The organism is Candidatus Saccharimonadales bacterium, from assembly GCA_035480635.1.
In the GTDB taxonomy this organism is placed as follows: Bacteria; Patescibacteriota; Saccharimonadia; order UBA4664; family DATIHN01; genus DATIHN01.
Map to the genome: position 1 here is coordinate 1 of DATIHN010000013.1, position 22,491 is coordinate 22,491.

The 22,491-nt window shown below is 49.3% G+C and carries 26 protein-coding genes; 23 read left to right on the forward strand and 3 right to left on the reverse strand.

Annotated elements, in window-relative coordinates:
* Positions 1-186 precede the first annotated feature (186 nt).
* The 5 genes from VLE72_01130 (at position 187) to VLE72_01150 (ending at position 5,075) form a co-directional block, all read left to right on the forward strand.
* The gene (locus VLE72_01130; GenBank protein HSX14500.1) at positions 187-798 is read left to right on the forward strand and encodes a hypothetical protein; all 612 of its coding nucleotides are present in this window, start codon (positions 187-189) and stop codon (positions 796-798) included.
* 10 nt (positions 799-808) lie between these two features.
* Positions 809-1,273: a pyridoxamine 5'-phosphate oxidase family protein gene (locus VLE72_01135; GenBank protein HSX14501.1), complete on the forward strand. Its 465-nt coding sequence runs from the start codon at positions 809-811 to the stop codon at positions 1,271-1,273.
* 153 nt (positions 1,274-1,426) lie between these two features.
* Positions 1,427-1,969 (forward strand): hypothetical protein, encoded by a 543-nt coding sequence (locus VLE72_01140; protein ID HSX14502.1) that lies wholly within the window; start codon positions 1,427-1,429, stop codon positions 1,967-1,969.
* 54 nt (positions 1,970-2,023) lie between these two features.
* Positions 2,024-4,120, forward strand: a complete 2,097-nt coding sequence (locus VLE72_01145) for a DNA translocase FtsK 4TM domain-containing protein (protein ID HSX14503.1) — start codon at positions 2,024-2,026, stop codon at positions 4,118-4,120.
* On the forward strand, positions 4,110-5,075 hold the full coding sequence (locus tag VLE72_01150) for a RodZ domain-containing protein (GenBank protein ID HSX14504.1): 966 nt from the start codon (positions 4,110-4,112) through the stop codon (positions 5,073-5,075). Before VLE72_01145 ends, VLE72_01150 begins: the two co-directional genes overlap by 11 nt.
* Here VLE72_01150 and VLE72_01155 read toward each other — a convergent pair.
* Positions 5,072-5,524, reverse strand: coding sequence for a DUF5680 domain-containing protein (locus VLE72_01155; protein ID HSX14505.1), 453 nt, complete (start codon positions 5,522-5,524; stop codon positions 5,072-5,074). The genes VLE72_01150 and VLE72_01155 overlap by 4 nt on opposite strands.
* 20 nt (positions 5,525-5,544) lie before the next feature.
* Here VLE72_01155 and VLE72_01160 point away from each other — a divergent pair, with 20 nt between their 5' ends.
* The 4 genes from VLE72_01160 (at position 5,545) to VLE72_01175 (ending at position 8,405) form a co-directional block, all read left to right on the forward strand.
* The gene (locus VLE72_01160; protein HSX14506.1) at positions 5,545-6,042 is read left to right on the forward strand and encodes a YajQ family cyclic di-GMP-binding protein; all 498 of its coding nucleotides are present in this window, start codon (positions 5,545-5,547) and stop codon (positions 6,040-6,042) included.
* 87 nt (positions 6,043-6,129) lie between these two features.
* Positions 6,130-6,627, forward strand: coding sequence for a hypothetical protein (locus tag VLE72_01165; protein ID HSX14507.1), 498 nt, complete (start codon positions 6,130-6,132; stop codon positions 6,625-6,627).
* Between the two features lie 110 nt (positions 6,628-6,737).
* Positions 6,738-7,778, forward strand: coding sequence for a recombinase RecA (gene recA / locus VLE72_01170; GenBank protein ID HSX14508.1), 1,041 nt, complete (start codon positions 6,738-6,740; stop codon positions 7,776-7,778).
* On the forward strand, positions 7,779-8,405 hold the full coding sequence (locus tag VLE72_01175; GenBank protein HSX14509.1) for a RecX family transcriptional regulator: 627 nt from the start codon (positions 7,779-7,781) through the stop codon (positions 8,403-8,405).
* A 103-nt stretch (positions 8,406-8,508) separates the two neighbouring features.
* Here the strand turns inward: VLE72_01175 and VLE72_01180 are convergent, their stop codons facing one another.
* Entirely contained in the window at positions 8,509-9,033 is a 525-nt protein-coding gene (locus VLE72_01180; protein HSX14510.1) for a PRC-barrel domain-containing protein, read from the reverse strand.
* Positions 9,034-9,159: 126 nt separating this feature from the next.
* Between VLE72_01180 and rpsF the strand changes: the two genes are divergently transcribed.
* The 6 genes from rpsF to VLE72_01210 are packed head-to-tail and all read left to right on the forward strand — an operon-like array spanning position 9,160 to position 11,769.
* Entirely contained in the window at positions 9,160-9,507 is a 348-nt protein-coding gene (gene rpsF / locus VLE72_01185; GenBank protein ID HSX14511.1) for a 30S ribosomal protein S6, read from the forward strand.
* 2 nt (positions 9,508-9,509) lie between these two features.
* Positions 9,510-9,956, forward strand: a complete 447-nt coding sequence (gene ssb, locus VLE72_01190) for a single-stranded DNA-binding protein (protein ID HSX14512.1) — start codon at positions 9,510-9,512, stop codon at positions 9,954-9,956.
* Positions 9,957-9,965: 9 nt separating this feature from the next.
* Positions 9,966-10,184, forward strand: coding sequence for a 30S ribosomal protein S18 (gene rpsR, locus VLE72_01195; protein HSX14513.1), 219 nt, complete (start codon positions 9,966-9,968; stop codon positions 10,182-10,184).
* Between the two features lie 20 nt (positions 10,185-10,204).
* The gene (gene efp / locus VLE72_01200) at positions 10,205-10,765 is read left to right on the forward strand and encodes an elongation factor P (protein ID HSX14514.1); all 561 of its coding nucleotides are present in this window, start codon (positions 10,205-10,207) and stop codon (positions 10,763-10,765) included.
* Complete coding sequence (locus tag VLE72_01205) at positions 10,749-11,477, forward strand: TlyA family RNA methyltransferase (protein HSX14515.1); 729 nt, start codon at positions 10,749-10,751, stop codon at positions 11,475-11,477. The genes efp and VLE72_01205 overlap by 17 nt, the downstream gene beginning before the upstream one ends.
* Positions 11,478-11,484: 7 nt before the next feature.
* The gene (locus tag VLE72_01210) at positions 11,485-11,769 is read left to right on the forward strand and encodes a GIY-YIG nuclease family protein (GenBank protein HSX14516.1); all 285 of its coding nucleotides are present in this window, start codon (positions 11,485-11,487) and stop codon (positions 11,767-11,769) included.
* 70 nt (positions 11,770-11,839) lie between these two features.
* Here VLE72_01210 and ychF read toward each other — a convergent pair whose 3' ends face one another.
* Complete coding sequence (ychF, locus tag VLE72_01215; GenBank protein HSX14517.1) at positions 11,840-12,919, reverse strand: redox-regulated ATPase YchF; 1,080 nt, start codon at positions 12,917-12,919, stop codon at positions 11,840-11,842.
* Between the two features lie 72 nt (positions 12,920-12,991).
* Here ychF and VLE72_01220 point away from each other — a divergent pair, with 72 nt between their 5' ends.
* Genes VLE72_01220 through VLE72_01255 form a run of 8 tightly spaced genes read left to right on the forward strand, consistent with a single transcriptional unit; the run spans position 12,992 to position 22,452 of the window.
* Positions 12,992-15,769: a hypothetical protein gene (locus tag VLE72_01220; GenBank protein ID HSX14518.1), complete on the forward strand. Its 2,778-nt coding sequence runs from the start codon at positions 12,992-12,994 to the stop codon at positions 15,767-15,769.
* A 45-nt stretch (positions 15,770-15,814) separates the two neighbouring features.
* Entirely contained in the window at positions 15,815-16,855 is a 1,041-nt protein-coding gene (gene pilM, locus VLE72_01225; GenBank protein HSX14519.1) for a type IV pilus assembly protein PilM, read from the forward strand.
* Positions 16,852-17,412 carry a PilN domain-containing protein gene (locus VLE72_01230; protein HSX14520.1) on the forward strand — a complete coding sequence of 187 codons (561 nt, stop codon included), beginning with the start codon at positions 16,852-16,854 and terminating at the stop codon, positions 17,410-17,412. Before pilM ends, VLE72_01230 begins: the two co-directional genes overlap by 4 nt.
* Positions 17,402-18,073, forward strand: coding sequence for a hypothetical protein (locus VLE72_01235; GenBank protein HSX14521.1), 672 nt, complete (start codon positions 17,402-17,404; stop codon positions 18,071-18,073). The genes VLE72_01230 and VLE72_01235 overlap by 11 nt, the downstream gene beginning before the upstream one ends.
* Positions 18,070-18,330 carry a hypothetical protein gene (locus tag VLE72_01240; protein ID HSX14522.1) on the forward strand — a complete coding sequence of 87 codons (261 nt, stop codon included), beginning with the start codon at positions 18,070-18,072 and terminating at the stop codon, positions 18,328-18,330. Before VLE72_01235 ends, VLE72_01240 begins: the two co-directional genes overlap by 4 nt.
* A 20-nt stretch (positions 18,331-18,350) precedes the next feature.
* Positions 18,351-20,153 (forward strand): ATPase, T2SS/T4P/T4SS family, encoded by a 1,803-nt coding sequence (locus tag VLE72_01245; GenBank protein HSX14523.1) that lies wholly within the window; start codon positions 18,351-18,353, stop codon positions 20,151-20,153.
* The gene (locus VLE72_01250) at positions 20,153-21,223 is read left to right on the forward strand and encodes a type IV pilus twitching motility protein PilT (protein ID HSX14524.1); all 1,071 of its coding nucleotides are present in this window, start codon (positions 20,153-20,155) and stop codon (positions 21,221-21,223) included. The genes VLE72_01245 and VLE72_01250 overlap by 1 nt, the downstream gene beginning before the upstream one ends.
* Before the next feature lie 5 nt (positions 21,224-21,228).
* Positions 21,229-22,452: a type II secretion system F family protein gene (locus VLE72_01255; protein HSX14525.1), complete on the forward strand. Its 1,224-nt coding sequence runs from the start codon at positions 21,229-21,231 to the stop codon at positions 22,450-22,452.
* The last annotated feature ends 39 nt before the right edge of the window (positions 22,453-22,491 follow it).

The following is a 22,491-nucleotide window of genomic DNA, read 5'->3' on the forward strand; positions in this document are numbered from 1 at the left end:
GCCGTGGCAGCGGGCCAGTTGATTGGGCCAAGTTCAAGCTTGATCTGCGCGACACCGTAGCCGACCTACTCTACCAAAAGACCAAGCGCAACCCGATGGTGCTGCCAGTAGTGAATGAAGTTTAATTAGTTTACCTCCTCGGTTTTAAGGAGTATAAGTATTTGCATAGATGGAGTTGATAAAATATTGAATTTCATTAAGTCGAAACCAAAATGGCTCATTGCTTTGGTCTTCTCTTCATTGATACTTTTACCTACTGCAGCCTACGCCCTAACTAGTGCAGATTTTTACAGTGCTGCGCTGAAGTGGTCACTGTCAAACTGCCAAGTATCGTCTGCAACCAACACAATAAACAATTCGGTCTGCTTCTTACTGAAGAGGAACAGTGAAATTTCTACCTCATTGAAATCGGAGGAGGATAAAAACAACCAACAACAAGGAGATATAGATAACTTAGGCTCTAGGGTTTCGTCGCTTGAGTCAGTATCATCATTTGACTTTCAGTTTCTAACAACTGCCGACAATTTGGCTGTATCACCAGTTTTTGACGCACAAAATTACAATTACGTGACTTTCAATTTTACGTGCTGGACTGCTGCAAATGACGAAGTGCACTTAGAAGTTAGCTCTGACATGAACACATGGATAAAGCAGTATAGTGCCAATGTTTGTAATGCATCTGGTGGGCACGGATCATTTTCAGGTACAACAGGAGGTAGGTATTATCGTGTTACAACTAACTCTCCCCAAAACGTTGATGCTTTAGCTAGATTTTCAAAATTTTTAGAACTGCCTTAAGTTGGAGTCCATGATCAAAGATGTAGAAAAAACGATCCGAGATTACATCGCCCAGGTGATACATGTGTCCTTGGCCACCTGTTTCAACAATCAGCCGTGGGTTTGTGAGGTTCATTACGCTTACGATCAGGACTTGAACCTGTACTTTAGGTCTCTTCAATCAACTCGTCATAGCCAAGAGATAGCCCAAAATCCCAATGTCGCGGGTAACATCGTCGAGCCACACGGATTAACTGATAAACCCAGAGGAGTCTACTTTGAGGGGAAAGCTGAGCTGCTAGATGACGTCAAACCATCCGACAAAGCTGTTATAGCACTAAACGATCGATTCAATTTAGGCCAAGAGGTTCTGGACGAAGCCAGGTCCAAAGATGGCCATAAGATATATAAAATATCAGTCAGTAAATTTTACCTGTTTGACACCAGAGAATCGACACCTAGTCGAAAATATGAACTGCCCTGGGCCAAATTCTAACTGGAACTACACGATGCGGTCGCCGATTTTATTTACGCCAAAACCAAGCGCAACCCGATGGTGCTGCCAGTAGTGAATGAAGTTTAATAGCTAATCCACCTGGCTGCATCGACAAACTTGTAAGTTTTTTCTCATCCAGCTATAAATACCTATATGAGCGAAGCCCTGCCCGGTCAACCCGAACCGGAGTTTAAACCAGCCATAAACCCTGCGGATCTATCCAGCGACCAACCTCACCTGGAGGATGCCTTCCAAGCTATGCCGCCTGATCCAAGTATTGAGGCTCACAGGCAAGTCGAAATTGACAAAGCAGAAAGGGAGGCTAGGCGCTCAGATTTGTTGACCCAAGGCTATAACCAGGACGAGGTTAATTCAATCATTAATAGCGGCTCAGTCCTACCGGAAGTTTTTGCCAATCACGAGCCGAGTGACACCTATTTGGAACTTGCGTCTCATCAAGAGTCGCTTAATCAAAAGCCGCAACGATCTCAGTCTGAAGCCGCGCTGCAATACAATAGTCAACGTGTCCAGCTGATCAGCAGTCTCAAGCGGAGTGGCAGCTCTGACTTAAGTGATGAGCAAATTGAGCGGATTATCACATACGGTTATTTGATGCCCCCAGAATATACAGCTACGCCCGCTACTGACTTGCTTGCAAAGCGGCATGAGGAAGAAGACTTACCTAAAGCAGCCTAACTATGACACAACCCTATACCCTAGCGACTCCGTAAGCGGTATAATCTAGGAGATATGGCCAAAAAACGCCGCACCAAGAAGAAGGATAACTCCAAGCCAAAGGAGGAACTCAGCCCGGCGATCAGCAAAGATATCGCGGCCATAGTCTGCGTGGCGCTAGCATTGCTGCTGATTTTGGCAGCCCTGCATGTTGGGGGTACCCTGGTAAGCTCGGTCTTTACTGGGCTGCGATTAGTGCTAGGGTATGCGGCTTACTTGTTGCCAGTGGTATTGGGGCTATTAGCCTGGTTGCTGTTTCAACCCGAGAAGTATGAGGTTGGTGGTATGAATTATGCTGGGCTGATTGGTTTTATGTTAGCATTGGCCGGCTTGCTGCATTTCAGCTCGGCTACCGAAAACGCTTTGAGTCTGGCCAAGGCGGGGCAGGGTGGAGGCATGAGCGGATATGCTATAAGCCGCGGGTTGCTTGGTATCGTCAACGTGCCAGCCGCGGTAGTTATTTTATTAACTGTCATGGCGATCTGCTTGGTTATGGCCGCTAACGCCCGCTTAAGCGACATTTATCACGGTTTAATCGGCTTGTTTCGGCGTGGTCCGAAAGAGGAAATCCAGATTAACGAGCCAGCCGGTTTGAATATCAACAACCGATTGCCAATCCGAGGCCAACTTGACGCCAGCCGGCGGGGTAAGGATGAGATGGAGGCTCTGACTGTCATGGCCGATGCTGATTGGGTCTCACCGGAGCTAGACCTGTTAGCTAGCACCACCAGCAAACCCAATGCCGGTAACGTCAAAGAAAACGCTGCCATTATTCAAAAAACCCTCGATAGTTTTGGCATCGAAGTGGCCATGGGCGAGGTCAACGTTGGACCGACCGTGACTCAGTACACACTGAAGCCCTCCAGCGGCGTCAAGCTGAACAAAATCACCGGGTTGGATCACAACCTATCGCTGGCGCTGGCGGCCCATCCTCTGCGCATTGAGGCGCCTATTCCGGGTAAAAGTGCTGTCGGCGTCGAAGTGCCAAACAAAGCCGCGGCCATCGTTTCGCTCAAAGACATCCTAGCAACCGAGGAAATTCAAAAAAGTACGCGCATGACCTTCGCTCTAGGCCGCGACGTCTCTGGTCGCCCGGCGCTGGCCGATCTATCCAACATGCCGCACCTGCTGATCGCTGGCGCCACCGGGACTGGTAAAAGCGTCATGATTAACTCGTTGCTAACGACGCTGCTGTATCGTAATTCGCCATCGGATCTCAAGTTGATTTTAGTTGATCCTAAACGAGTCGAATTAACGCCTTTCAATGGCATTCCGCATTTGCTCGCACCGGTTATTACAGAGGATGATCAAACCATTTCGGCGCTCAAATGGGCGGTGGCCGAAATGCAGCGGCGCTATAAAATGCTTAACGACGCCGGTAAGCGCAACATCGTTGAATATAATTCAGCCAAACCGCCAGAGCGGATGCCCTATATCGTGATTGTAATTGATGAGATGGCCCAACTCATGCAATCGGCCGGCCGCGACGCTGAGGCCTTGATAGTTCAGCTAGCCCAACTGGCCCGGGCCACCGGCATCCACCTGGTCCTGGCCACCCAGCGACCAAGTGTTAACGTTATTACCGGTTTGATCAAGGCCAACATTCCAGCCCGAGTGGCCTTCACCGTGGCATCGCAAATTGATTCTCGGACCATCCTTGATCAATCGGGGGCCGAAAAGCTCTTGGGTAAAGGTGATATGCTCTTCATCAGCCCAGATTTAATTAAGCCTATCAGAGTCCAGGGCGCCCTGATTCAGACCAAAGAGGTCAACGCCGTAAATGGCTATCTGCGGTCTCAGCGCGAACCTCAATACAACGAGGAAGTCACCAGCCAACCAGTTAAATTGGGGACCAGTGGCCGGGGCTCTCACTTTGAGGAGACCGGCGATGACGACCTATTCGAGCAGGCCGCCGAGACCGTTATTCGCAGCGGCAAGGCCTCGGCCTCGCTGTTGCAGCGGCGCCTGCGGGTTGGCTACGCCCGAGCCGCTCGTTTACTCGATTTATTGGAAGAGCGGGGAGTGGTTGGTCCGCCCGACGGCGCCCGGCCGCGCGATGTGCTGGTTGATCATATCGACAATGTTGCAACCGACATAACCTATGAAGAATGATCCCAAACTGGCCCAAAATCAGCTAATTGGACCAATCCTAAAAAAACGTCGGCAAAGCCTGAAACTTAGTTTGACGGACGTCGAACTAGCCACCAAAATCAGGGGGAAGTTTTTAATTGCGCTGGAGAATAGCGACTACGATAGCATTAGCCATGACGTCTACACCAAGGGCTTCGTCCAAAGTTACGCCGATTTTTTGGGCTTAAACGGCCGAGTCATCTCATCGCAATATTTGGTGGAGCGCGGCGACCTACCAGACGAGCGGCCCAAATCAATTCAACCGCCGACCAAAAGCTTCGTCATCACACCACGCCTTGTTATCGTATCGGCGGCGGTCTTAATCTTGGCTGCCGTCATGGCCTACTTTGGCTGGCAGGTTTCAACGCTGGCGGCTGCCCCCAAACTAGTCGTTACTAATCCGTCGAGTGATCAAGTTATTGAAGGCAGCTTGGCTGATGTTAATGGGCATGCCACATTGGGGGCCGATGTTTTCGTTAACGATTCACCGGTGCTTACCGACACCAATGGCGCCTTTGCCGAAAAAGTTGCCCTCCAAGATGGCGTCAACACTATTCGGGTTATGGCCAAAAACAAGCTGGGCAAAACCACCGTGGTGACCCGCAGCATTCTGGCCAAGATTCCTAAACCGCTGGGGGCTCAAACCAGCGAACCAGCCACTATTGATGGAGTACGGGTCGATATCAGCATCAAGGCCACCGCGGCCGCTATCACGGTTCTAGTTGATGACAAGCTGGTCTTCCAGGGCACCATGCTCGCCGGTACCACCCAGACCTTTAGCGGTAATCAAAGAGTGGTTATAACCACCAGCAACGCCGGCCAAACGGCTCTAAAAGTGACCAATTCGGTGGTGGCAGCCAAATCGATCGATCCGGTTGGCAAAGACGGCGAAATCAAACGTGATTTGGAATTTACCAAAGATACTGTGATCCCTTAACCGATAAAACCGCCAGCATAATAGAAGACGTAAACCTCTTTGCCGTCTACGGAAATGCTTTCGGTTCCAGACAGCTGATCAATCGATCCATCCCCATCGCATCTGTAGACGAATTCTCCATAGTCTTTATTAACGGGCCGATAGATCCTTGTTGTTTCCCATAAATCTATCAAAGCCTTCCGCAACATAGTGTCAGCCTGTTCCTCGGTCATTGCAGAGAAATCACCGAAATATGACATTGACCAAACTGGCTCATCCTTAAAAAATACGGTTTCTAATCCAGGGAAAATGCCGTTGCCAATGTAATATATATCTCGGTACAACCAGTTTTCACTTGCGTACTCGAATTGAACCGAACCCTCCAAAGCGGGTTTGACCTTACCGGTTCCAGCAGCATAAGTCTTGGTTCTGGCGCTTAGCAAAAATGTTTCTAGTTCACTTTTATTCATAGACTCATTATAGTGCAGTCATGGCAAAAGATTTTTCATTTGATGTGGTGAGTGATTTCGATGCGGCCGAGATGGCCAACGCTATCGATCAAGCCCAGCGCGAAATTGCCAACCGTTACGATTTTAAGAACACCAGTGCCAAAGTCGACTTCGTCGAAGGCAAAACCGGTCTGTTAATTACTGCAGATAGCGACAATCAAGCCCAAGCCGTGCTGGACGTGGTCCAAGGCAAATTAATCAAGCGGGGCCTATCCCTAAAGACTTTGGATAGCTCGGCTCAGCCCGTGCAGGGTGGCAAAGAAGTGCGTTGGACCATCCCATTTAAAAAAGGCTTGGATCAAGACAAAGCCAAGCAGGTTACTAAAGCCATTCGCGAGGCGTTTCCGAAGGTCAAAACCCAAGTTCAAGGCGACGCCGTGCGGGTGACCAGTTCGAGTAAAGACGACCTGCAGGGGGTGATGGCGGCATTGAAGGCAGGGGAGTTCGATTTCCCGCTCGATTTCGTTAATTATCGGTAAAGGCAGTTTTGTCTACATATCCTTGAACCATCGCTTTGATAGGGATAGACTAATACCGTCTTGTAGCAGCATGCGACTGGAGAAACAATGCGCTACCAGGAAGTTACACTCTCACTCAAAACAATTGAGGAACGGGATGCCAGGCAAGCTGAGGTGGATGAACTCAATGCTCAGCTAGAAGCCGCTCTTAAGCCATTGATCGAGCGAATCCTGGTGAGGGCTGGTCGTATGTTGCCCTCAACCCTGAGCATCTACGACAAGATCAAACGGCAAAGCCCAAGAGTTACTGAAGACGATGTTCGACGTTGCTTGGATTCGATGGCAAAGGAGGGTTGGGCCCAGCGCAGCGGTTGTTATCCGATCGATTCATGGGAACTCTTCGGCGTACACCAGTGCATTCCGGGTAATCTCAAATATCTTGGTGAAGCTGACGACAGTGCTCACTCCAATATTTACCAGTGCCAGATCTGTGGGGAGGGTTGGAAGCAAATACTTGGGCAACGTTCGGGCCAAAATCGTAGGTGGGTGCGGGGCGTAAAGCTGACATTCTGGGCCGACGCTAAGTCTGTCCAGAAGGCTTCGTAGCAATAAGGCGGTCTGGGTAAAATCAGACCGCCAAACTTTGCCATTGACAGTTCGGCTTTTGTTCGGTTATGATCAAAGCAACCTAGAATTAACAGGTAAAGGAAGTTACAATGTCAACAGCAGTAGCGGAGAAAGAAGCGGTCGTGGAAACGAAATCGGGCGATAAAGGGGAGCGGCTCAAAGCAGTCGATTTGGCCGTCGCTCAAATCGAAAAACAGTTCGGCAAGGGCGCCATTATGAAATTGGGGGATGCTCATCACATTGATGTAGAAACAATCCCCACCGGCAGTTTGGCGCTAGATATCGCTTTAGGTGGGGGCATACCCAAAGGCCGGGTGGTGGAAATTTACGGACCAGAGTCGAGTGGGAAGACGACCCTGGCACTGCATGCTGTAGCTGAAGTCCAAAAGCATGGAGGACTAGCCGCTTTCATTGATGCCGAACATGCGCTAGACCCCGAGTATGCCGGCAAAATTGGCGTTAAATTAGATGATCTATTCATTTCGCAACCGGATACGGGTGAACAAGCGCTGGAAATCTGCGAGACTTTAGTTCGCTCAAACGCCGTTGATATTGTGGTGATTGATTCGGTAGCTGCGCTGGTGCCACGGGCCGAGATCGAAGGCGAAATGGGTGATTCACTGCCGGGCTTGCAGGCCCGTTTGATGTCGCAAGCCCTGCGCAAATTGACTGGCGTCATCAATAAAAGTAAAACCACCGTTGTCTTCATCAACCAGCTGCGCATGAAAATTGGCGTTATGTTTGGCAGCCCGGAGACGACGGCCGGAGGCCAGGCACTCAAGTACTACGCTTCCGTACGCTTGGATATTCGTCGGATGGAAACTCTTAAAGATGGCGAAAACTCCATTGGTAACCATGTTAAAGTCAAAGTCGTTAAAAATAAGATCGCTGCACCTTTCAAGATTGCCGAATTCGATATCATGTACAACGAAGGCATTTCGGTGGCCGGCGATCTGATTGATCTAGCGGTTAAATACGGCCAAGTGTTCAAGAGCGGCGCCTGGTACGAGTATAAGGATGAAAAGATTGGCCAGGGTCGTGAGGCTGCCAAAGGCTACCTCAAAGAACATCCGGCCGTAGTTAAAGAAATCACAGCGGCTGTTCGTAAAGAGGCTGGCCTCAAGGCTTAAATGCCGATCGTAACTGCGATCAAGGAGCAGGTAAAACGCTCGGATCGTTACTCAATTTACATCGATAACAAATACGGCTTCTCACTCTCGGCGCAGCAATTGGCTGAGAGTGAGTTGGCATCCGGCCAAGAGCTCTCAGAGGCTGAAATTGAGGATTACCAGCAGGCTTCAGAATACGGTAAAGCCCTTCAAGCGGCCTATCGATTGCTATCATATCGCCCGCGGAGCGAACGCGAAATGAGAGATCGCTTGAGCCGTAAAAAATATGACGAGCCAACTGTTGATGCCGTAGTAACTCGCTTAAGCGAGATCAAACTATTAGACGATATAACCTTTGCTGCTAGCTGGGTTGACCAACCTAAGTCCAAAAATCGCAGCACTAGGCGGTTGAGCCAGGAATTGGTGCTCAAGGGGATTGATTCGGATTTGATTAAGGAAACTGCTACGGCGCTTGAATCTGAGGACCATGATCGGGTGGCCATTTTGGCTCTGATCGAAAAGAAACTCCAAAAAAATACCCCCCAGGATCGTCAGAAGCTGGTTGGGTACCTTGTTCGCCAGGGTTTTCGAATTAGCCTGGTTCTACAAATTCTAAAACAAGATTTTAGCGAGATTCATTGGCTGTAATCAACCGGTAGGCCATCGCAAACGCCAGGGCCCAGAGTAAAACCACAATCATCAAAACTCCTCCAGGCCTCATATTAACAGTCGAGTCCCTCTAGCACAACCGCTATTCAGATGCTACTGGTATGGTGGAGGCGGCAAGTGATTCGCTGATTGAAGCATCCCGAACCACGATGGTTTTCTTGGTTACATCAACGATTTGTCGACGATCGATCGATAGGTTGGAAGACATCATATTTTTTAAAATTGACTGCTTAACGTAGAGTTTTTGAATCATAAAAGTCTTAATGTTTATGATGTAGTCGGCGACTTTACCAATCTTTGTACCAGTTTCGGTTCTAACACTTAGGCCAATAAGTGAAAAATTGTCTTCAAGTAAGCTTTTGAGTCGAACCACTTCGTCTGGTTCGCTTAGGTCATCTATTGAATTTATCAGGATAACATGGGGATTAACTTGGCGAATGTCTCGGGTGGCAAGAGTTAACTCGTGGCGATGCTGGTCAAAACAGATCAAAGCCGGTACCTCTAGATTTTTACTATCAATGACTGGCCGCGACACATTCGCCACCTCGGTTCCGCTATCGAGCGCCATAATTGGTAGCTTTGATATACTGCTTCCGACTACAAACATTAACTCTATCCTTGACTATTTACTCCCTGGTACGTAGAATAGCACAGATATAAACTAACCTTTTTCCTAATTGCGAATAATACACAGTTAGGTCCTCACAAGCTGAGGAGCCATAGAAAGGACATTATGCGAATTTACGAATTAATTGTGCTGTTGCATCCCGATCTGGAAATCGATGCCGATGCACCGGTGGCAAAAATCGAGAAAATCATTACCGATGCCGGCGGTAAGGTGATTAAGCGTGACAACTGGGGTAAAAAACGTCTGGCTTATCGGATCAATAAGCATGACTTCGGCGTATATGTCTACTTCAAAGTCCAGCTCCAGCCCGAATCAGTCCGTCAGGTCGAGGACAGTTTGCGGATCACCGAGGAGATCATTCGGCACCTCTTGGTGAGCTTCGTCGAGACCAAATCGCCTGCAAAAGAAAATGAACCTAAAAAGACAGCAGCAGCTGTCAGTGAGGAGGACTAAGAATGGCTAAAAGTTTTAACCAAGCTATCGTAATGGGGAACTTAACCCGAGACCCTGAGCTACGAACAACTCCAACTGGTCAGCAAGTGGCATCCTTTGCCGTAGCTACCAATCGCAGCTGGCTAGATGGCAGTGGTGAGCGCAAAGAGGCGGTCGAATACCACGAAATCGTGGCCTGGGGCAAATTAGGCGAGTTAACCGCTCAGTATCTAGCCAAAGGCCGCAAAGTGATGGTGGTTGGACGCTTGCAAACCCAGAGTTGGGAGAAGGATGGCGTCAAACGACAACGGACCGAGATTGTAGCTAGTGACGTTAACTTCCTGGATCGCCCCGGTGAAGCTGGCAGCCCAGAACCAACCGCCTCGAAGGCGTCTAGTGCCAAAAGTGATGATGTAATAATCGAAGACATTGGCGATGACAAAGTTAATTTAGACGAAATACCGTTTTAAGGAGTATCAATGGCTAACTACTACACCAAAAAAGTCTGTCGGTTTTGTGCCGATAAGGTTGAAGACGTCGACTACAAGGACGTTAAACTATTGCAGCGCTACATTAATTCCTACGGCAAAATTGAATCACGCAAGCGCAGTGGCAACTGTTTGAAGCACCAGCGGCGCGTTGCCGTGGCTTTAAAGCGGGCTCGGCACATTGCATTGATTCCCTTTGTAGTGCGATAAACTAAATATCCGCATAATAAATGTATTCAATTAACGACCTCAAAAAAGAGACTTTGATTTCCCTCGACGGGGTGCCATTTAAAGTGGTTGATTCTCAGCACGTCAGCCTAGGTCGGGGTGGAGCCGTCATGCGAACTAAACTCAAGAATCTTCTAAATGGGTCGGTTCAAGAGCGGACTTTTCGCCCAGCCGAGAAAGTTGAACCTGCCCAGATCGACAGGCTGCAGATGCAGTTTTTGTACCGCGATGGGCAGCAGTATCACTTCATGAACGAAGCTACCTACGAACAGGAGGCCATTGGTCAGGATGTCTTGGGTGAGGCGGCCAGGTTCATTGCCGAGGGCAGCACCGTCACACTTATTAACTTTGGGGGCAAAGTCATTGGTCTTGAGCTGCCAAACTCGTTGTTTTTGAAAATCACCCAGACCGAACCAGGGATACGGGGCGATACTGCGACAGCGGCCATGAAAACGGCCACGGTTGAAACGGGTGTCCAACTTCAAGTCCCGTTGTTTATTAACCCTGGTGATGTCGTAAAAGTTGACACTCGGACGGGCCAATATCTTGAGCGCAAAAAGTAAAGTCAGACTAGACCAACTGCTGGTCGACATCGGTCTGGCTGAATCAAAATCGAAGGCCCAGGCACTAATTATGGCTGGTCGTATCAAATTGGATGGCAATGTTGCAGCCAAAGCTGGACTGTTAGTTATGCCAGATGGTCGCGTTGAAGTGGCAGAAGCGCCAAAGTATGTCTCAAGAGGCGGCGACAAGCTAGCTTCGGTCGCGGACGAATTGCGGTTGGAATTCGCTGGCAAAACAGTTCTGGACGTTGGGGCCTCAACCGGCGGCTTCACCGATTTCGCCCTCCAAAATGGCGCTACCAAAGTCATCGCAGTCGACGTCGGTACTGGCCAGATGGATTGGCGCTTGCGTCAGGACGATCGAGTTGAGATTCATGAGCAAACTGACGTCAGGGCCTTCGAGTCCGATCAAAAAGTTGATATCGCAATGATCGATGTTTCGTTCATCTCGATCTTAAAAATCATCGATACGGTGGCCATGTGCGTGAAGCCAAATGGTCAAATTGTAGCCATGATCAAACCTCAGTTCGAGGCTGGCAAACCCCTGGCCGACAAATCTGCCGGCGTCATTAGCGATCCGAAAATGAGAGCCGAAATCATCGAGCGAGTTAAGTTAGAGCTTGGGTCAAAGTTTGATATCGTTGCATCGGCCGATTCAGCCGTCCTTGGACCCAAAGGCAATCAAGAACATTTCGTGGTTTTAGTTGCCTGATATGAGAATGAAACAGTACTACGTTTACATTATGGCTAATGACCGCCCAACTCTATATATCGGCGTCACTAATGACCTCAAACGCAGGGTCTTTGAACATAAAGAAGCTAAAATTCCTGGTTTTACTAATCGCTACGCTCTTAAGAAATTGGTCTATTTTGAACAATGCGACTCAATAGAAACAGCAATCACGAGAGAAAAACACTTGAAGCACTGGAAAAGAGCCTGGAAACTCGAGTTGATTCAGAAAGATAACCCGGATCTTAATGACTTGTACGAAAACATTGTTTGATTCTCGCTTTCGCAAGAATGACGAAATGAAGTCATCCTTGAGCGGAAACGTAGTGTTCCGGATCGAGGATCTAAACGTTGAAGCGGAATTCGACAACGTCACCATCTTGCATTATGTAGTCCTTGCCCTCAAGGCGTAATTTGCCTTGGGCTTTGGCAGCGGCGATTGAACCGGCTGCCACCAAATCATCGAAGCTAACAATCTCGGCTTTGATAAAACCCTTGGCAAAATCGGTATGAATGACGCCGGCGGCTTGAGGGGCGGTATCGCCGCGATTAATTGTCCAAGCGCGGACTTCCTTGGGGCCGGCCGTCAGAAATGATTGCAAATTTAAAGCCTTGAAACCAGCCGCTGCTAACTGGCTCAGACCTGATTCAGCCTGCCCAACGGTGGCCAATAGTTCCCGAGCCTCGGCCGGATCCAACTCAACTAATTCAGCCTCCAGTTTGGCTGACAAAAAAACACTGGGGCAGGGGGCCACTAAGGCCTCAAGTCGCTTTTTTACAGCCTCATCACCCAACTGATCTTCACCCAAGTTAAAAGCGATGATGAACGGCTTAGCGCTCAGTAATTGCAAATCACGCAGTTCATCAAGTTCGGTCGAATCGAGGAATGAACCAGCCAATTTGCCGGCACCCAGTTCAGATCTAACTCGCTCTAGTAATTGTAGCCGATCAGCCGCTTTGGGGTCGGCCTTGGTTTCGCCCCGAACCCTGCTTATTTGGTTATCAATGGTGGCAATATCGGCCAAGATCAATTCGGCGTTGACGGTCTCGATGTCGTTTTTGGGGTCAATCGCTGCTGAAACGTGTTGGACATCCGCGTCTTCGAAAGCCCGTACGACCTGGCAAATGGCATTGGTCTCGCGGATGTGGGCCAAGAATTTATTGCCCAAACCTTCGCCCTGGCTGGCGCCGCGGACTAGCCCGGCAATATCGACGAAGGTTACCACCGCCGGTGTGATCTTAGCCGGGTGGACTAGTTCAGCCAGCTGGTTCAGCCGCTCATCGGGCACGGCCGCAATGCCAACATTTGGTTCTATGGTGGCAAAGGGGTAATTGGCGGCCAGAGCGTGGTTTTTGGTTAGGGCGTTGAACAGGGTCGATTTACCGACGTTGGGCAGACCGACGATTCCGATCGATAGTGACATGGCGGCTATTCTACCAGATAGGCAGGCGACTAACCAGCCCTGAAGCGCTTATGCTATAATTTGACCAAAGTTATGCGAAATTATTTGCCGTTTACAGCTAAAGGCAAAAGGGGACTATCCAGGTTGCGCCTCAACCCCAAGAATCAGCGTGCCTACTTTACCCTGGGTGTTCTGGGGATAGCATCTTCATTAGTTTTTTTGGTGGGGCATTATGCGAGCGCCTATTACCAAAACGGCTGCACTAATGATTATGGGAAGGTTGAATATGAGTGGAATGATAATGGCTATCACTACCAAGCTAGATCTTTTCGTAGTGGAGCCAACAATGACCCCGGACTCTTTTTTGGAGCACTACTCTCGAGTGAGACATGTACCTGGAACAATGTCTCCTATACTCAACCGGACGGAACAGTCACTAGCAATGGTGGTGCCAGATTGCACGGATTTGTTGATACCAACGATTCTTTTTACAAATGGGGTGGACAAAGAGCGGTTGAAGTTCGGTTAGGAGTTCCAGATCAAAATACTGCCAACAATCACGGATTATTTATCGATTATACCAAAGCCGGCGCAGTGTCCGTTGCCCCTTACAGCCGTCCACCTCAGTACGCCAGAGACTGGCGTTCGCCTGCAGCTTTTACTGACGATGCTGGTGGAGCCGGCATAGATAGCCCTCGCTTTGGCAAAACTGGCATATGGTGCTGGCGATTGGGGTCTGACCCCCAGATCGTCGCCGACGGCTACGGCAGCATTCCATGTGCGCCTTGGACGGCAAATAATCAATTGCCTTGGTCTCAGAATGCTTTCGGTGTTTATCAAGTAAACCCACCCTACAGTTACCCAATAGGTTCTGCGCAGACAAAGGGAGCCGGGTTTATGTTCACACAAGAGAATTGTCATTTGTCCGATACTGTCAACCTGGCGAGCGACGCCAATAGTCATCGGACTATTTTCCCGCCCGGTGGCCTGACGGGTGTCGACTATACACATGATTACGATAGTATGGGTGGGGCAAAATACCCAGGTAGCTCGGCTGTTGCATGCAACAACCCCGCCAACTGGGTTTGGTATAATCAGACGGCTATCGGGGCTGGATCAGTCCAACCGTTGATGAATAATCCTGGCAAAAAGCTCAATGGCAACATGGCATCTTGTACCAATAATCAAAGTCAAGCTAATCAGTGCATGGATTTGACCAATTTTATCGGTTGCGCTGGCAATGACTGTGATCATATGAATGATGCCGTGGATGGCTTTACTCTCAGGGAATATGAACAAAATTCTTCCAGTGACAATACTCAATCCAAAGCTGATTTTTCCAATTCAGAAACTTGGCTCACATTTAAATACCCAATCCCGGCAGCGGTTCAAGTAACCAAAAAACCAAACGGTTGTTTCTTTGCCGAAAATACTGATATATTCCGGACCGCCACCGGTGGCTGCACTAGTGGTGTCCCTGGCTTTGCCATTACAATTGACCCGAGACTGGCCAACTACAATAATGGTGCATTTCCGATCCTGGGCAAAATTAGCAGCCTGACCATAACCGATACCCTCGATTCAAATCATGAAGTTTATATGGGTACACCATCACAGGCATGTGCTCAGAGCCCTACTACTTCACCCCAGGTAAACGGTCCGCCGGGCGGGACAATTACCTGGACCCTAGACAGTACACAGATTGATCGTTTGAATAGCAATACCACTATCCAGTTGTGCTTCTTGGCCAGAACCAATACGATCAATGGCCCTGGCCCAGTGCCATTTAACAACACAGTTCACACGCGTGGTTTTGCCAACACCGGACAGCTGGTTATCACCTATAATTCGACAACCGGTGGGCGGCCCTTACTTCAAGGTGACGAAGTAGCCATTAACTACATTTATTCGCCCGAGTATCCCTACCTCACAACCGGAGCGGGGGACGTCCATTCCGGCGGTGATTACCCGTACTTTCGGGTCGCCTGTAAGGTTAGTTCAACTGATAACGTCAGAGGCCAATCCGGAGCGGCCGTCTCGAAAGGCGATTATGTGGTTTCGGCCGGTGGCTTAGTGACAAACTTCCCCGGTGGCCCACTCGGCATCTTAACTGCCAACAGGTACAGCGGGGTTTGCCGCCCAGACTTAATTGCTGACCCGGGCATAGGTGCTGTTAGCTATTCTTCCACCAAACCAACTGTGACTTTCAACGGCAACGCATCGGATTTATCGAAAGATACCAATAACATTAAGAACTTAGATCAATGGCTGACTGACCCTAACACGCCCGATGGCATACTGATACATGTGACAGGGAACGCTACTATTACTACCAGCCCTCTAACGCTCAGTAATCGAGTAACTCTATGGGCCGACGGTAACGTCACATTGGCAGGCAATGTTTTTGAATCAACCACCACGGCCCGACCGGCCCTGCAACTGGCATCATTTGGGGTCATTGCTGGCGGCAATATCAATATTGGACAGCTGGTGACTCAAATCCAAGGCTTCCTCTATTCTCAAAAGCAAACTACAACTTGTACCGATAACAACGGTACGCCCTACGTCGATGGTGCGGTCGGTTCCCCTCAGCATCGCGATTTGCTCAGCAACTGCCAACGTACTCTCTTCCTCTACGGTTTAATGTCATCTCAAACTTTCGACTTCAATCGAGTGGGGGATCGCAACATCCGAGGTCCGGTCAGAACCGAGGCTATAAACATTGTTCCGGGTGCTCTCAATCAAGCGCTTGATATAACTAATAGCCAATTCTACGGCCTCTTATTCGTGGCCCCACCGCCAGTATTTGATGGTGTGATAACGTCTGGGTCGGCAGCCACTGGTATTAATTTGGAGCCACCAAAATATTAATGAAGCAACTTCACAGGGCAAAACAGTTATGCTAAGGTTATATTAATGGGTATTCTTTCGCGGGATTCGGACTACTTTGGTCTCGATATAGGTGAGACTGCGATCAGAATCGTTCAGCTTAGGCGGAGCGGCTCTAAGCCGTCTTTGGTCAGTTATGGCGACGCACCTTTAAGTGTGGGCGCTGTTCGTAGCGATTCGACGGCCGATGTCGGTAAACTTGGCCAGGCCGTGGCTCAGTTAGTTAAAGACTTGCGCCTTACTACCAAAAACGTCGTGGCCGGGTTGCCGGCATCGAAGGTCTTTGCTTCCATTATTACCACCCCAAAGCTATCCGAAGCAGAACTGGCTAAAGCCATCCCTTTGCAAGCTGACCAGTACATCCCGATGCCGATTGATCAGGTCAAAGTCGACTGGAGTGTACTGGGACCAGGTGTGACCGAAAACGAACTCGAGGTCCTACTAGTAGCTGCGCCCAAAACCATTACCGATAAGTATTTACGTATATTGGAAACGGCTGGCCTAGAGGTTATGGCGCTAGAAATCAATTCAACGGCCCTCTATCGAGCCCTGGTGCCTCCAACTAGCCCAGCGGTGTTAGTGCTTGATATGGGTTCGATCGCTAGCGACCTAGCCATTATTCATGAACATTCTCCCAGATTGATCCGCTCGATCAGCGTTGGCGGGCAAACTTTGGTCAAAGCCGCTTCGCAAAGTTTGGGCCTGGACGATGCTCAGGCTGAGCAATTCGTTCACAAATTCGGTCTGACTCAAACCAAACTGGAAGGCCAAGTCTTCAAAGCTATTAAACCCAGCCTAGATATCCTAATTGAAGAGGTCCAGAAATCGATCAAGTTCTTTACCGGTCGCTACCCCCAAGCCAAACTCGAAAAGCTAGTTCTAACCGGCGGTACTTCATCGCTGCTTGAACTGCCAACTTACATTGCCACTGCCATCGGTCTGCCTGTCGAAATTGGCAATGCCTGGATTAACGTGTCCTACCCAGCCTCATTACAAGAAAAACTCATCACTGTATCGTCGCACTACGGTGTGGCTTCCGGTCTAGCCCAGAGGAACTTCGTCGAATGAGTATCAAGATCAACCTGCTGCCAGACGTTCGCCAGGAGAAGTTGCAAGAAAAGCAGCGCCGCCAGCTGGCCGCCACCATTGCTATTGCTACAGGTGTAGTGGGCCTGGCTCTGATAGTGGTTGGCTTTGTCATTGTTCAAGGTCAAAATTTGCGCATAGCGCTCCTAACCAGAAGCATTCGCGATAAAAAGCAGCAAGTTGCTAGCTTCCAAGACGTTGGCACCATTCTATCGTTGCAAGGCCGGGTGGCGGCTCTACCGCAACTCTACTCGCAACGTACCTATATGACGGAACTAACCAGCATACTTTCGACCCATGAACCAAGCGATGTGGCCTTCACTAATCTGACCATAGCCAGCCAACAGCTGACTTTGAGCGCCGAAGCCAAGAGCTACTTAGCCGCTGCTCGGATTGCCAAAGCTATGGAAGCTGCTGCTAGTAGCGACCAAACCAAATTCTTCTCCAACGTCCAGCTTTCCAGCGTGACTTTGAATAATGGCAAGGTTGCCTACACTATTACCGCCACTATTAATTCTGGAGCTACCGATGGCAAATAGCATTAAAAAGCCCAGACTTTCGACCAACGCCCTAATCGCTTTAAGTGCGGTGGCAGTGGCGCTAGTGGTGATCATCGTCTTGGTCTTTGGCCGTTCGCTAATTAAGCGGATTGGGCATAATAATGCCGTTATTACCAAAAAGGCCTCAGCCGAAAAGCAGCTCAAGCAGAACCTAGCCAACTTACCTGGACTATCCCAAGCCTATTCAAACCTTGGCCCAACCAAAACAGTAATTAATGATGCTCTGCCAACGACTGCTAGCTTCCCAGATCTAGTTGCCACCATTGAATCAATCGCTGGCACCAGCGGTGTGGCTCTACAAAGTGTTTCGCCAGCCCTGGTTTCTTCAGCTGCTGCCTCAAGCGCTGCACCAACATCATCATCACCCAGTGCTGCGGTTCAATCAATTAATGGCACGAGCAGTTCTACAACTAGTGTCCAACCAAGCGGTCCTCAACCATATCAGTTCAGTATGTCGATTCAAGGTAATTACGATTCATTGGTTAAATTCCTGCACAACTTACAGCTCTCGGCCCGGCCAATCATCATCAGTGGCGTGCAGGTCACTGGGACGAATGATGCTCTAACCGCCACTGTCACGGGTCAGACCTTCTACTTTAACCCGCAGGTATTAGAGGATAAGACCGAGGTAGTCAAATGAAGCGCAAAGACACAGTTTATTTGGTCTTAACTATCGTTATCGTAACGGTTGTCGCAATCTTGGCCTACAGCGCCCTGGCCGGCAAGAAATCCAGTAGCGGCGCCGGAACGACGGTTGAAGTGATTACTCCGATTCCAGCCAGCTTTGACCAATCAGCCATGGCAACACTGGCCGATCCCAATCAGGTCACCAACTTCACTCCAGCTATTAGTATCGATAACCTTGGCAATGGGCGACCGTTTGGTCCACTGAGGTAGAATAGTGGGGGAGGGTTAGTATGCTTTCAACTGAAAGCCAGCAGAAGATCCAAAAACTCTTGATTATGAATGGCTTAGTGTCGGAGTCGCAGCTCAACAGTGCCAAAGCTCAAGCGGCCCAACAATCCAAGCCATTGCTTCAAGTTATTAGCGAAATGAAGCTAGTTGATGACGAAGAGCTGACCAAGCTATCGGCTCAAGCTTCGGCCTACCCTTATGTTAATTTGACGAGCATTACAGTGCCACAAGACACCTTGTTACTCTTACCTAAAGAAACGGCTCAAAGTTATATGGCGGTGCCGTTTGGGGAGATGCAGGGCCGTCTAGCTGTAGCGATGCTTGATCCAGCCAACGTCCAAGCTATCGACTTCTTATCGCGCAAAATCGGCCGCAATATTGCTGCATTCATGGCCTCACGTAAAAGCTTGGAGACGGTTTTGACCCAATATGGCGTTGATGTCTCCAAGGAAGTCAGCGAAGCAATTAGGGGTAATGATTTACTAAAAGAGGCTGTGGCTGGGTCCGAAGAGGAAAAACCAGAAGGCGGAACCAAAAAAAATGCTGGTAACATTCAAATGCTGGTCCAAGATGCGCCCATTACCCGGGCACTCAACACCATAATGGACTATGCCGCCAGCGCCAAAGCCTCCGATATTCATATTGAGCCGAGGGAAAAAGACTTGCGCATTCGCTACCGCGTCGACGGCATTTTGCAAGAAGTTATGAAGTTGCCGAAGTCGATCGAACCGGCTTTAGTTTCGCGAGTAAAAATTTTATCCAATTTGAAAATAGATGAACATCGCATTCCTCAAGATGGACAATTTCAGATCAAGTCGGGCGGTCATACCATTGACCTACGTATTGCCATAGCCCCAGTCGTTTACGGCGAACAAGTCGTCATTCGATTGCTGGATAAAGACGATAAATTACTGACATTGAACAATTTAGGTTTTCGGGGCCGGGCCTTTCGGCTGATTACCGCGGGCATCCACAGGCCTCATGGCATGACACTTTCGACCGGACCAACTGGGTCTGGTAAGACCACGACCATGTATGCAGCCATTTCCGCCATCAAAGACGTCGCCATCAACATCGTGACCCTAGAAGACCCGGTTGAATACAAGATCGATGGCATTAATCAGATCCAAGTTAACCCAGATGTGGGGCTAACCTTTGCCTCGGGTTTGCGCTCGATATTGCGGCAAGACCCCAATGTGGTCATGGTCGGGGAGATCCGCGATAAAGAAACGGCTGATCTGGCGGTCCAAGCGGCCCTAACCGGTCACGTCGTGCTCTCAACTTTGCACACCAATTCAGCCGCCGGCGTTCTGCCGAGATTGCTCGATATGAACATCGAACCTTATTTAATTGCCTCAACCATCAACACCGTCATTGGCCAACGCTTGGTTCGTAAGCTCTGCGAAAAGTGCCGCCAGCAGTCCAATACCACTCAAGTCGAAGTCGATTCAATCAATCGAGTCTTGGGCAAAGTCCTGCCCAAAGAAAAAACTCACCTGGTCGAAGCCACCAAAGATTTGGGTTATGATAACTTGCCATTGGCCGGACAAACCGCTTATACTTTGTTCAGAGCCAAAGGCTGTAGTGAGTGCACTGGAGGTTACAAAGGTCGTGTTGGAATTTATGAGGTTTTTAATATGAGCGAAGCCATGGAGCGTTTGCTATTAAAACACGCCACGACGACCGAGGTTCAAACTCAGGCTCAAACCGATGGCATGCTGACCATGAAGCAAGACGGTTACCTAAAAGCTCTCGCCGGTATCACCAGTATGGAAGAGGTGGTTAGAGTGGCGGCGGACGCTTGATGGAAAAGTCAGCAATGAAAATCGAATTATTTCTAGAAGACGTTGTTAAAAAAGACGCCTCAGACTTGCATTTACAGGTTGGAGTACCGCCGATGCTAAGGGTCGATGGCGCTTTGAAACCGATCAGCGATGCCCCCGTACTAGGCGAAGATGACGTCGAAAAGCTAGTCTTTGCTGTCATGGACGAAGACCAAAAGAATTTGCTCATGAAAGACAAGGAAGTCGATTTCTCGTTTTCCTTTGGCGATCTGGGACGCTTCCGCGTCAATGCCTTCCACGAACGCGGTAACATTGCTGCTGCTCTTCGTTTGATCCCGACTAAAATTCGGACCGTCGAAGAACTTAACTTACCTAAGATCCTAAATGACTTCACTAACATACCCCGCGGGCTAGTGCTAGTAACTGGACCGACCGGATCTGGTAAATCGACTACGCTGGCCGCCATGGTCGATAAAATTAATACCGATAAAGCCTTACACATCATCACCATCGAAGACCCGATCGAATACGCTCACAAAAGCAAAAAGTCGATTGTGGTCCAGCGCGAAGTCCACTACGACACCAATTCGTTTGGAGCCAGCTTGCGTTCGGCCCTGCGTGAGGATCCCGATGTGGTTCTAATCGGCGAGATGCGGGATCTAGAAACCATTGCAGCGGCCATTACTATTGCCGAAACTGGCCACTTGGTGCTAGCCACTCTGCATACCAACAATGCCGCGCAAACTGTCGACCGCATGATCGATGTTTTCCCGCCTCACCAGCAGCAACAGGTTCGAATCGAAGTTTCAGCCATGCTTCAGGCTATCGTCTCTCAACGGCTGATCCCAGCCATTGGCGGTGGGCGAGTGGCTGTAGCCGAAATCATGGTGGTGACTGGTGCCATCCGCAACATCATCCGTGAGGGCAAAACCCATCAGCTCGATGCGGCCATTCAAACCGGGGGTGAGCAGGGCATGCAATCATTCGATAAAACTTTGGTTGAATTCATTCAAGCTGGCAAGATTAGTTACGATGAGGCCAAGAACTACGCCATCGATCTGCATGAACTAGATCGCATGATGAAGGGTTAGGACCAGTGGTAACTTACGAGTACACGGCCAAAAACAATACCACTGGCGAGATGCTAAAAGCCGAGGTTCAGGCCGATAGCACCAGCGCGGCTGCCAAACTCCTGGTCGATCAAGGGCTTTTCCCGATCACCATTCAGGACAAGAGCAAGCAAAACGTCTTAGCCAAAGTCAACATCCTGAACCGTGTGAGTACTCGCGATCTAGTCATTTTTACCCGCCAGCTTTCAACCTTAATCAACGCCGGTTTGCCCTTGGTTCAATCGCTGCATAACGTCCAGAGTCAGCTTTCCAGTAAGACACTCAAGGAGGCCGCGGCCGATATCATTGCCTCCGTTGAAGGTGGAATGAGCCTGTCCGAAGCCCTAGGTAAGCATCCCAAAATATTCAATGAAATCTACGTCTATTTGGTGGCAGCTGGCGAAACCTCTGGTACGCTCGATAAAGTGCTGGAGCGCCTGGCCGATCAGCAAGAAAAGGACGCCGCTATTTTACGCAAAATCCGCAGTGCCATGATTTATCCTTTGATCGTTTTGGTCGTCGTGGTTTTGGTCGTCGTCTTCTTACTGGTGACGCTATTGCCGCAAGTGGCTCAGCTCTATCATGATCTGCATCGCAATCTACCGATTCTAACCCGGATTTTGGTCGATATTTCATCTTTCGTTATCAAATATTGGTGGCTGGTTTTGCTCTTAGTCGGCGGGGGACTGCTGGCTGGTTACAATTACGTTCGCAGCGAAACCGGCCGGCACCAATACGACAACTTCAAACTAAGCGTGCCGCTGTTTGGCACCTTATTCGAAAAAGTCTACATGGCTCGCTTTGCCAGGACTCTTTCGGTGCTGCTCAATAGCGGTATTCCGATGCTCAAAGGCATGGAGGTAACTCGTAAAGCCATTCACAACCTGGTAGTCGAGGGCGCTATTGAACGAGCTGAGGCCAAGGTCAAGGGCGGTAAGGCGCTCTCCAAAGCCTTGGAGGTTGAAGAGAGCTTTTTGCCACTAGTATCACAAATGACAGCCATCGGTGAACAATCCGGTGCGCTGGATGATATGTTGGTCAAAGTAGCAATGTTTTATGAAGAAGACGTGGACACGGCCGTTAAAAATCTCTCCACCACCATTGAACCAGTCATGATCGTCATTCTTGGTACAGTGGTAGCCTTCATCATCGCAGCGGTGCTGTTACCAATCTACGGTTTGGTCGGCAGCGGCGGCCTGAACAACTTCTAGCGCTTGACACCTGTCCCAAAGCCGATAATAATAAGCTTA

What these genes read in the sequence shown, in the direction of transcription:
- recA (HSX14508.1), top strand. Translation starts at nt 6,738, where the DNA reads ATGTCAACAGCAGTAGCGGAGAAAGAAGCGGTCGTGGAAACGAAATCG.
- VLE72_01210 (HSX14516.1), top strand. Translation starts at nt 11,485, where the DNA reads ATGAAACAGTACTACGTTTACATTATGGCTAATGACCGCCCAACTCTA.
- VLE72_01240 (HSX14522.1), top strand. Translation starts at nt 18,070, where the DNA reads ATGAAGCGCAAAGACACAGTTTATTTGGTCTTAACTATCGTTATCGTA.
- VLE72_01155 (HSX14505.1), bottom strand. Translation starts at nt 5,524, where the DNA reads ATGAATAAAAGTGAACTAGAAACATTTTTGCTAAGCGCCAGAACCAAG.
- pilM (HSX14519.1), top strand. Translation starts at nt 15,815, where the DNA reads ATGGGTATTCTTTCGCGGGATTCGGACTACTTTGGTCTCGATATAGGT.
- VLE72_01180 (HSX14510.1), bottom strand. Translation starts at nt 9,033, where the DNA reads ATGTTTGTAGTCGGAAGCAGTATATCAAAGCTACCAATTATGGCGCTC.
- VLE72_01245 (HSX14523.1), top strand. Translation starts at nt 18,351, where the DNA reads ATGCTTTCAACTGAAAGCCAGCAGAAGATCCAAAAACTCTTGATTATG.
- VLE72_01135 (HSX14501.1), top strand. Translation starts at nt 809, where the DNA reads ATGATCAAAGATGTAGAAAAAACGATCCGAGATTACATCGCCCAGGTG.
- rpsR (HSX14513.1), top strand. Translation starts at nt 9,966, where the DNA reads ATGGCTAACTACTACACCAAAAAAGTCTGTCGGTTTTGTGCCGATAAG.
- rpsF (HSX14511.1), top strand. Translation starts at nt 9,160, where the DNA reads ATGCGAATTTACGAATTAATTGTGCTGTTGCATCCCGATCTGGAAATC.
- ychF (HSX14517.1), bottom strand. Translation starts at nt 12,919, where the DNA reads ATGTCACTATCGATCGGAATCGTCGGTCTGCCCAACGTCGGTAAATCG.
- efp (HSX14514.1), top strand. Translation starts at nt 10,205, where the DNA reads ATGTATTCAATTAACGACCTCAAAAAAGAGACTTTGATTTCCCTCGAC.
- VLE72_01150 (HSX14504.1), top strand. Translation starts at nt 4,110, where the DNA reads ATGAAGAATGATCCCAAACTGGCCCAAAATCAGCTAATTGGACCAATC.
- VLE72_01145 (HSX14503.1), top strand. Translation starts at nt 2,024, where the DNA reads ATGGCCAAAAAACGCCGCACCAAGAAGAAGGATAACTCCAAGCCAAAG.
- VLE72_01220 (HSX14518.1), top strand. Translation starts at nt 12,992, where the DNA reads ATGCGAAATTATTTGCCGTTTACAGCTAAAGGCAAAAGGGGACTATCC.
- VLE72_01160 (HSX14506.1), top strand. Translation starts at nt 5,545, where the DNA reads ATGGCAAAAGATTTTTCATTTGATGTGGTGAGTGATTTCGATGCGGCC.
- VLE72_01175 (HSX14509.1), top strand. Translation starts at nt 7,779, where the DNA reads ATGCCGATCGTAACTGCGATCAAGGAGCAGGTAAAACGCTCGGATCGT.
- ssb (HSX14512.1), top strand. Translation starts at nt 9,510, where the DNA reads ATGGCTAAAAGTTTTAACCAAGCTATCGTAATGGGGAACTTAACCCGA.
- VLE72_01235 (HSX14521.1), top strand. Translation starts at nt 17,402, where the DNA reads ATGGCAAATAGCATTAAAAAGCCCAGACTTTCGACCAACGCCCTAATC.
- VLE72_01250 (HSX14524.1), top strand. Translation starts at nt 20,153, where the DNA reads ATGGAAAAGTCAGCAATGAAAATCGAATTATTTCTAGAAGACGTTGTT.
- VLE72_01230 (HSX14520.1), top strand. Translation starts at nt 16,852, where the DNA reads ATGAGTATCAAGATCAACCTGCTGCCAGACGTTCGCCAGGAGAAGTTG.
- VLE72_01140 (HSX14502.1), top strand. Translation starts at nt 1,427, where the DNA reads ATGAGCGAAGCCCTGCCCGGTCAACCCGAACCGGAGTTTAAACCAGCC.
- VLE72_01165 (HSX14507.1), top strand. Translation starts at nt 6,130, where the DNA reads ATGCGCTACCAGGAAGTTACACTCTCACTCAAAACAATTGAGGAACGG.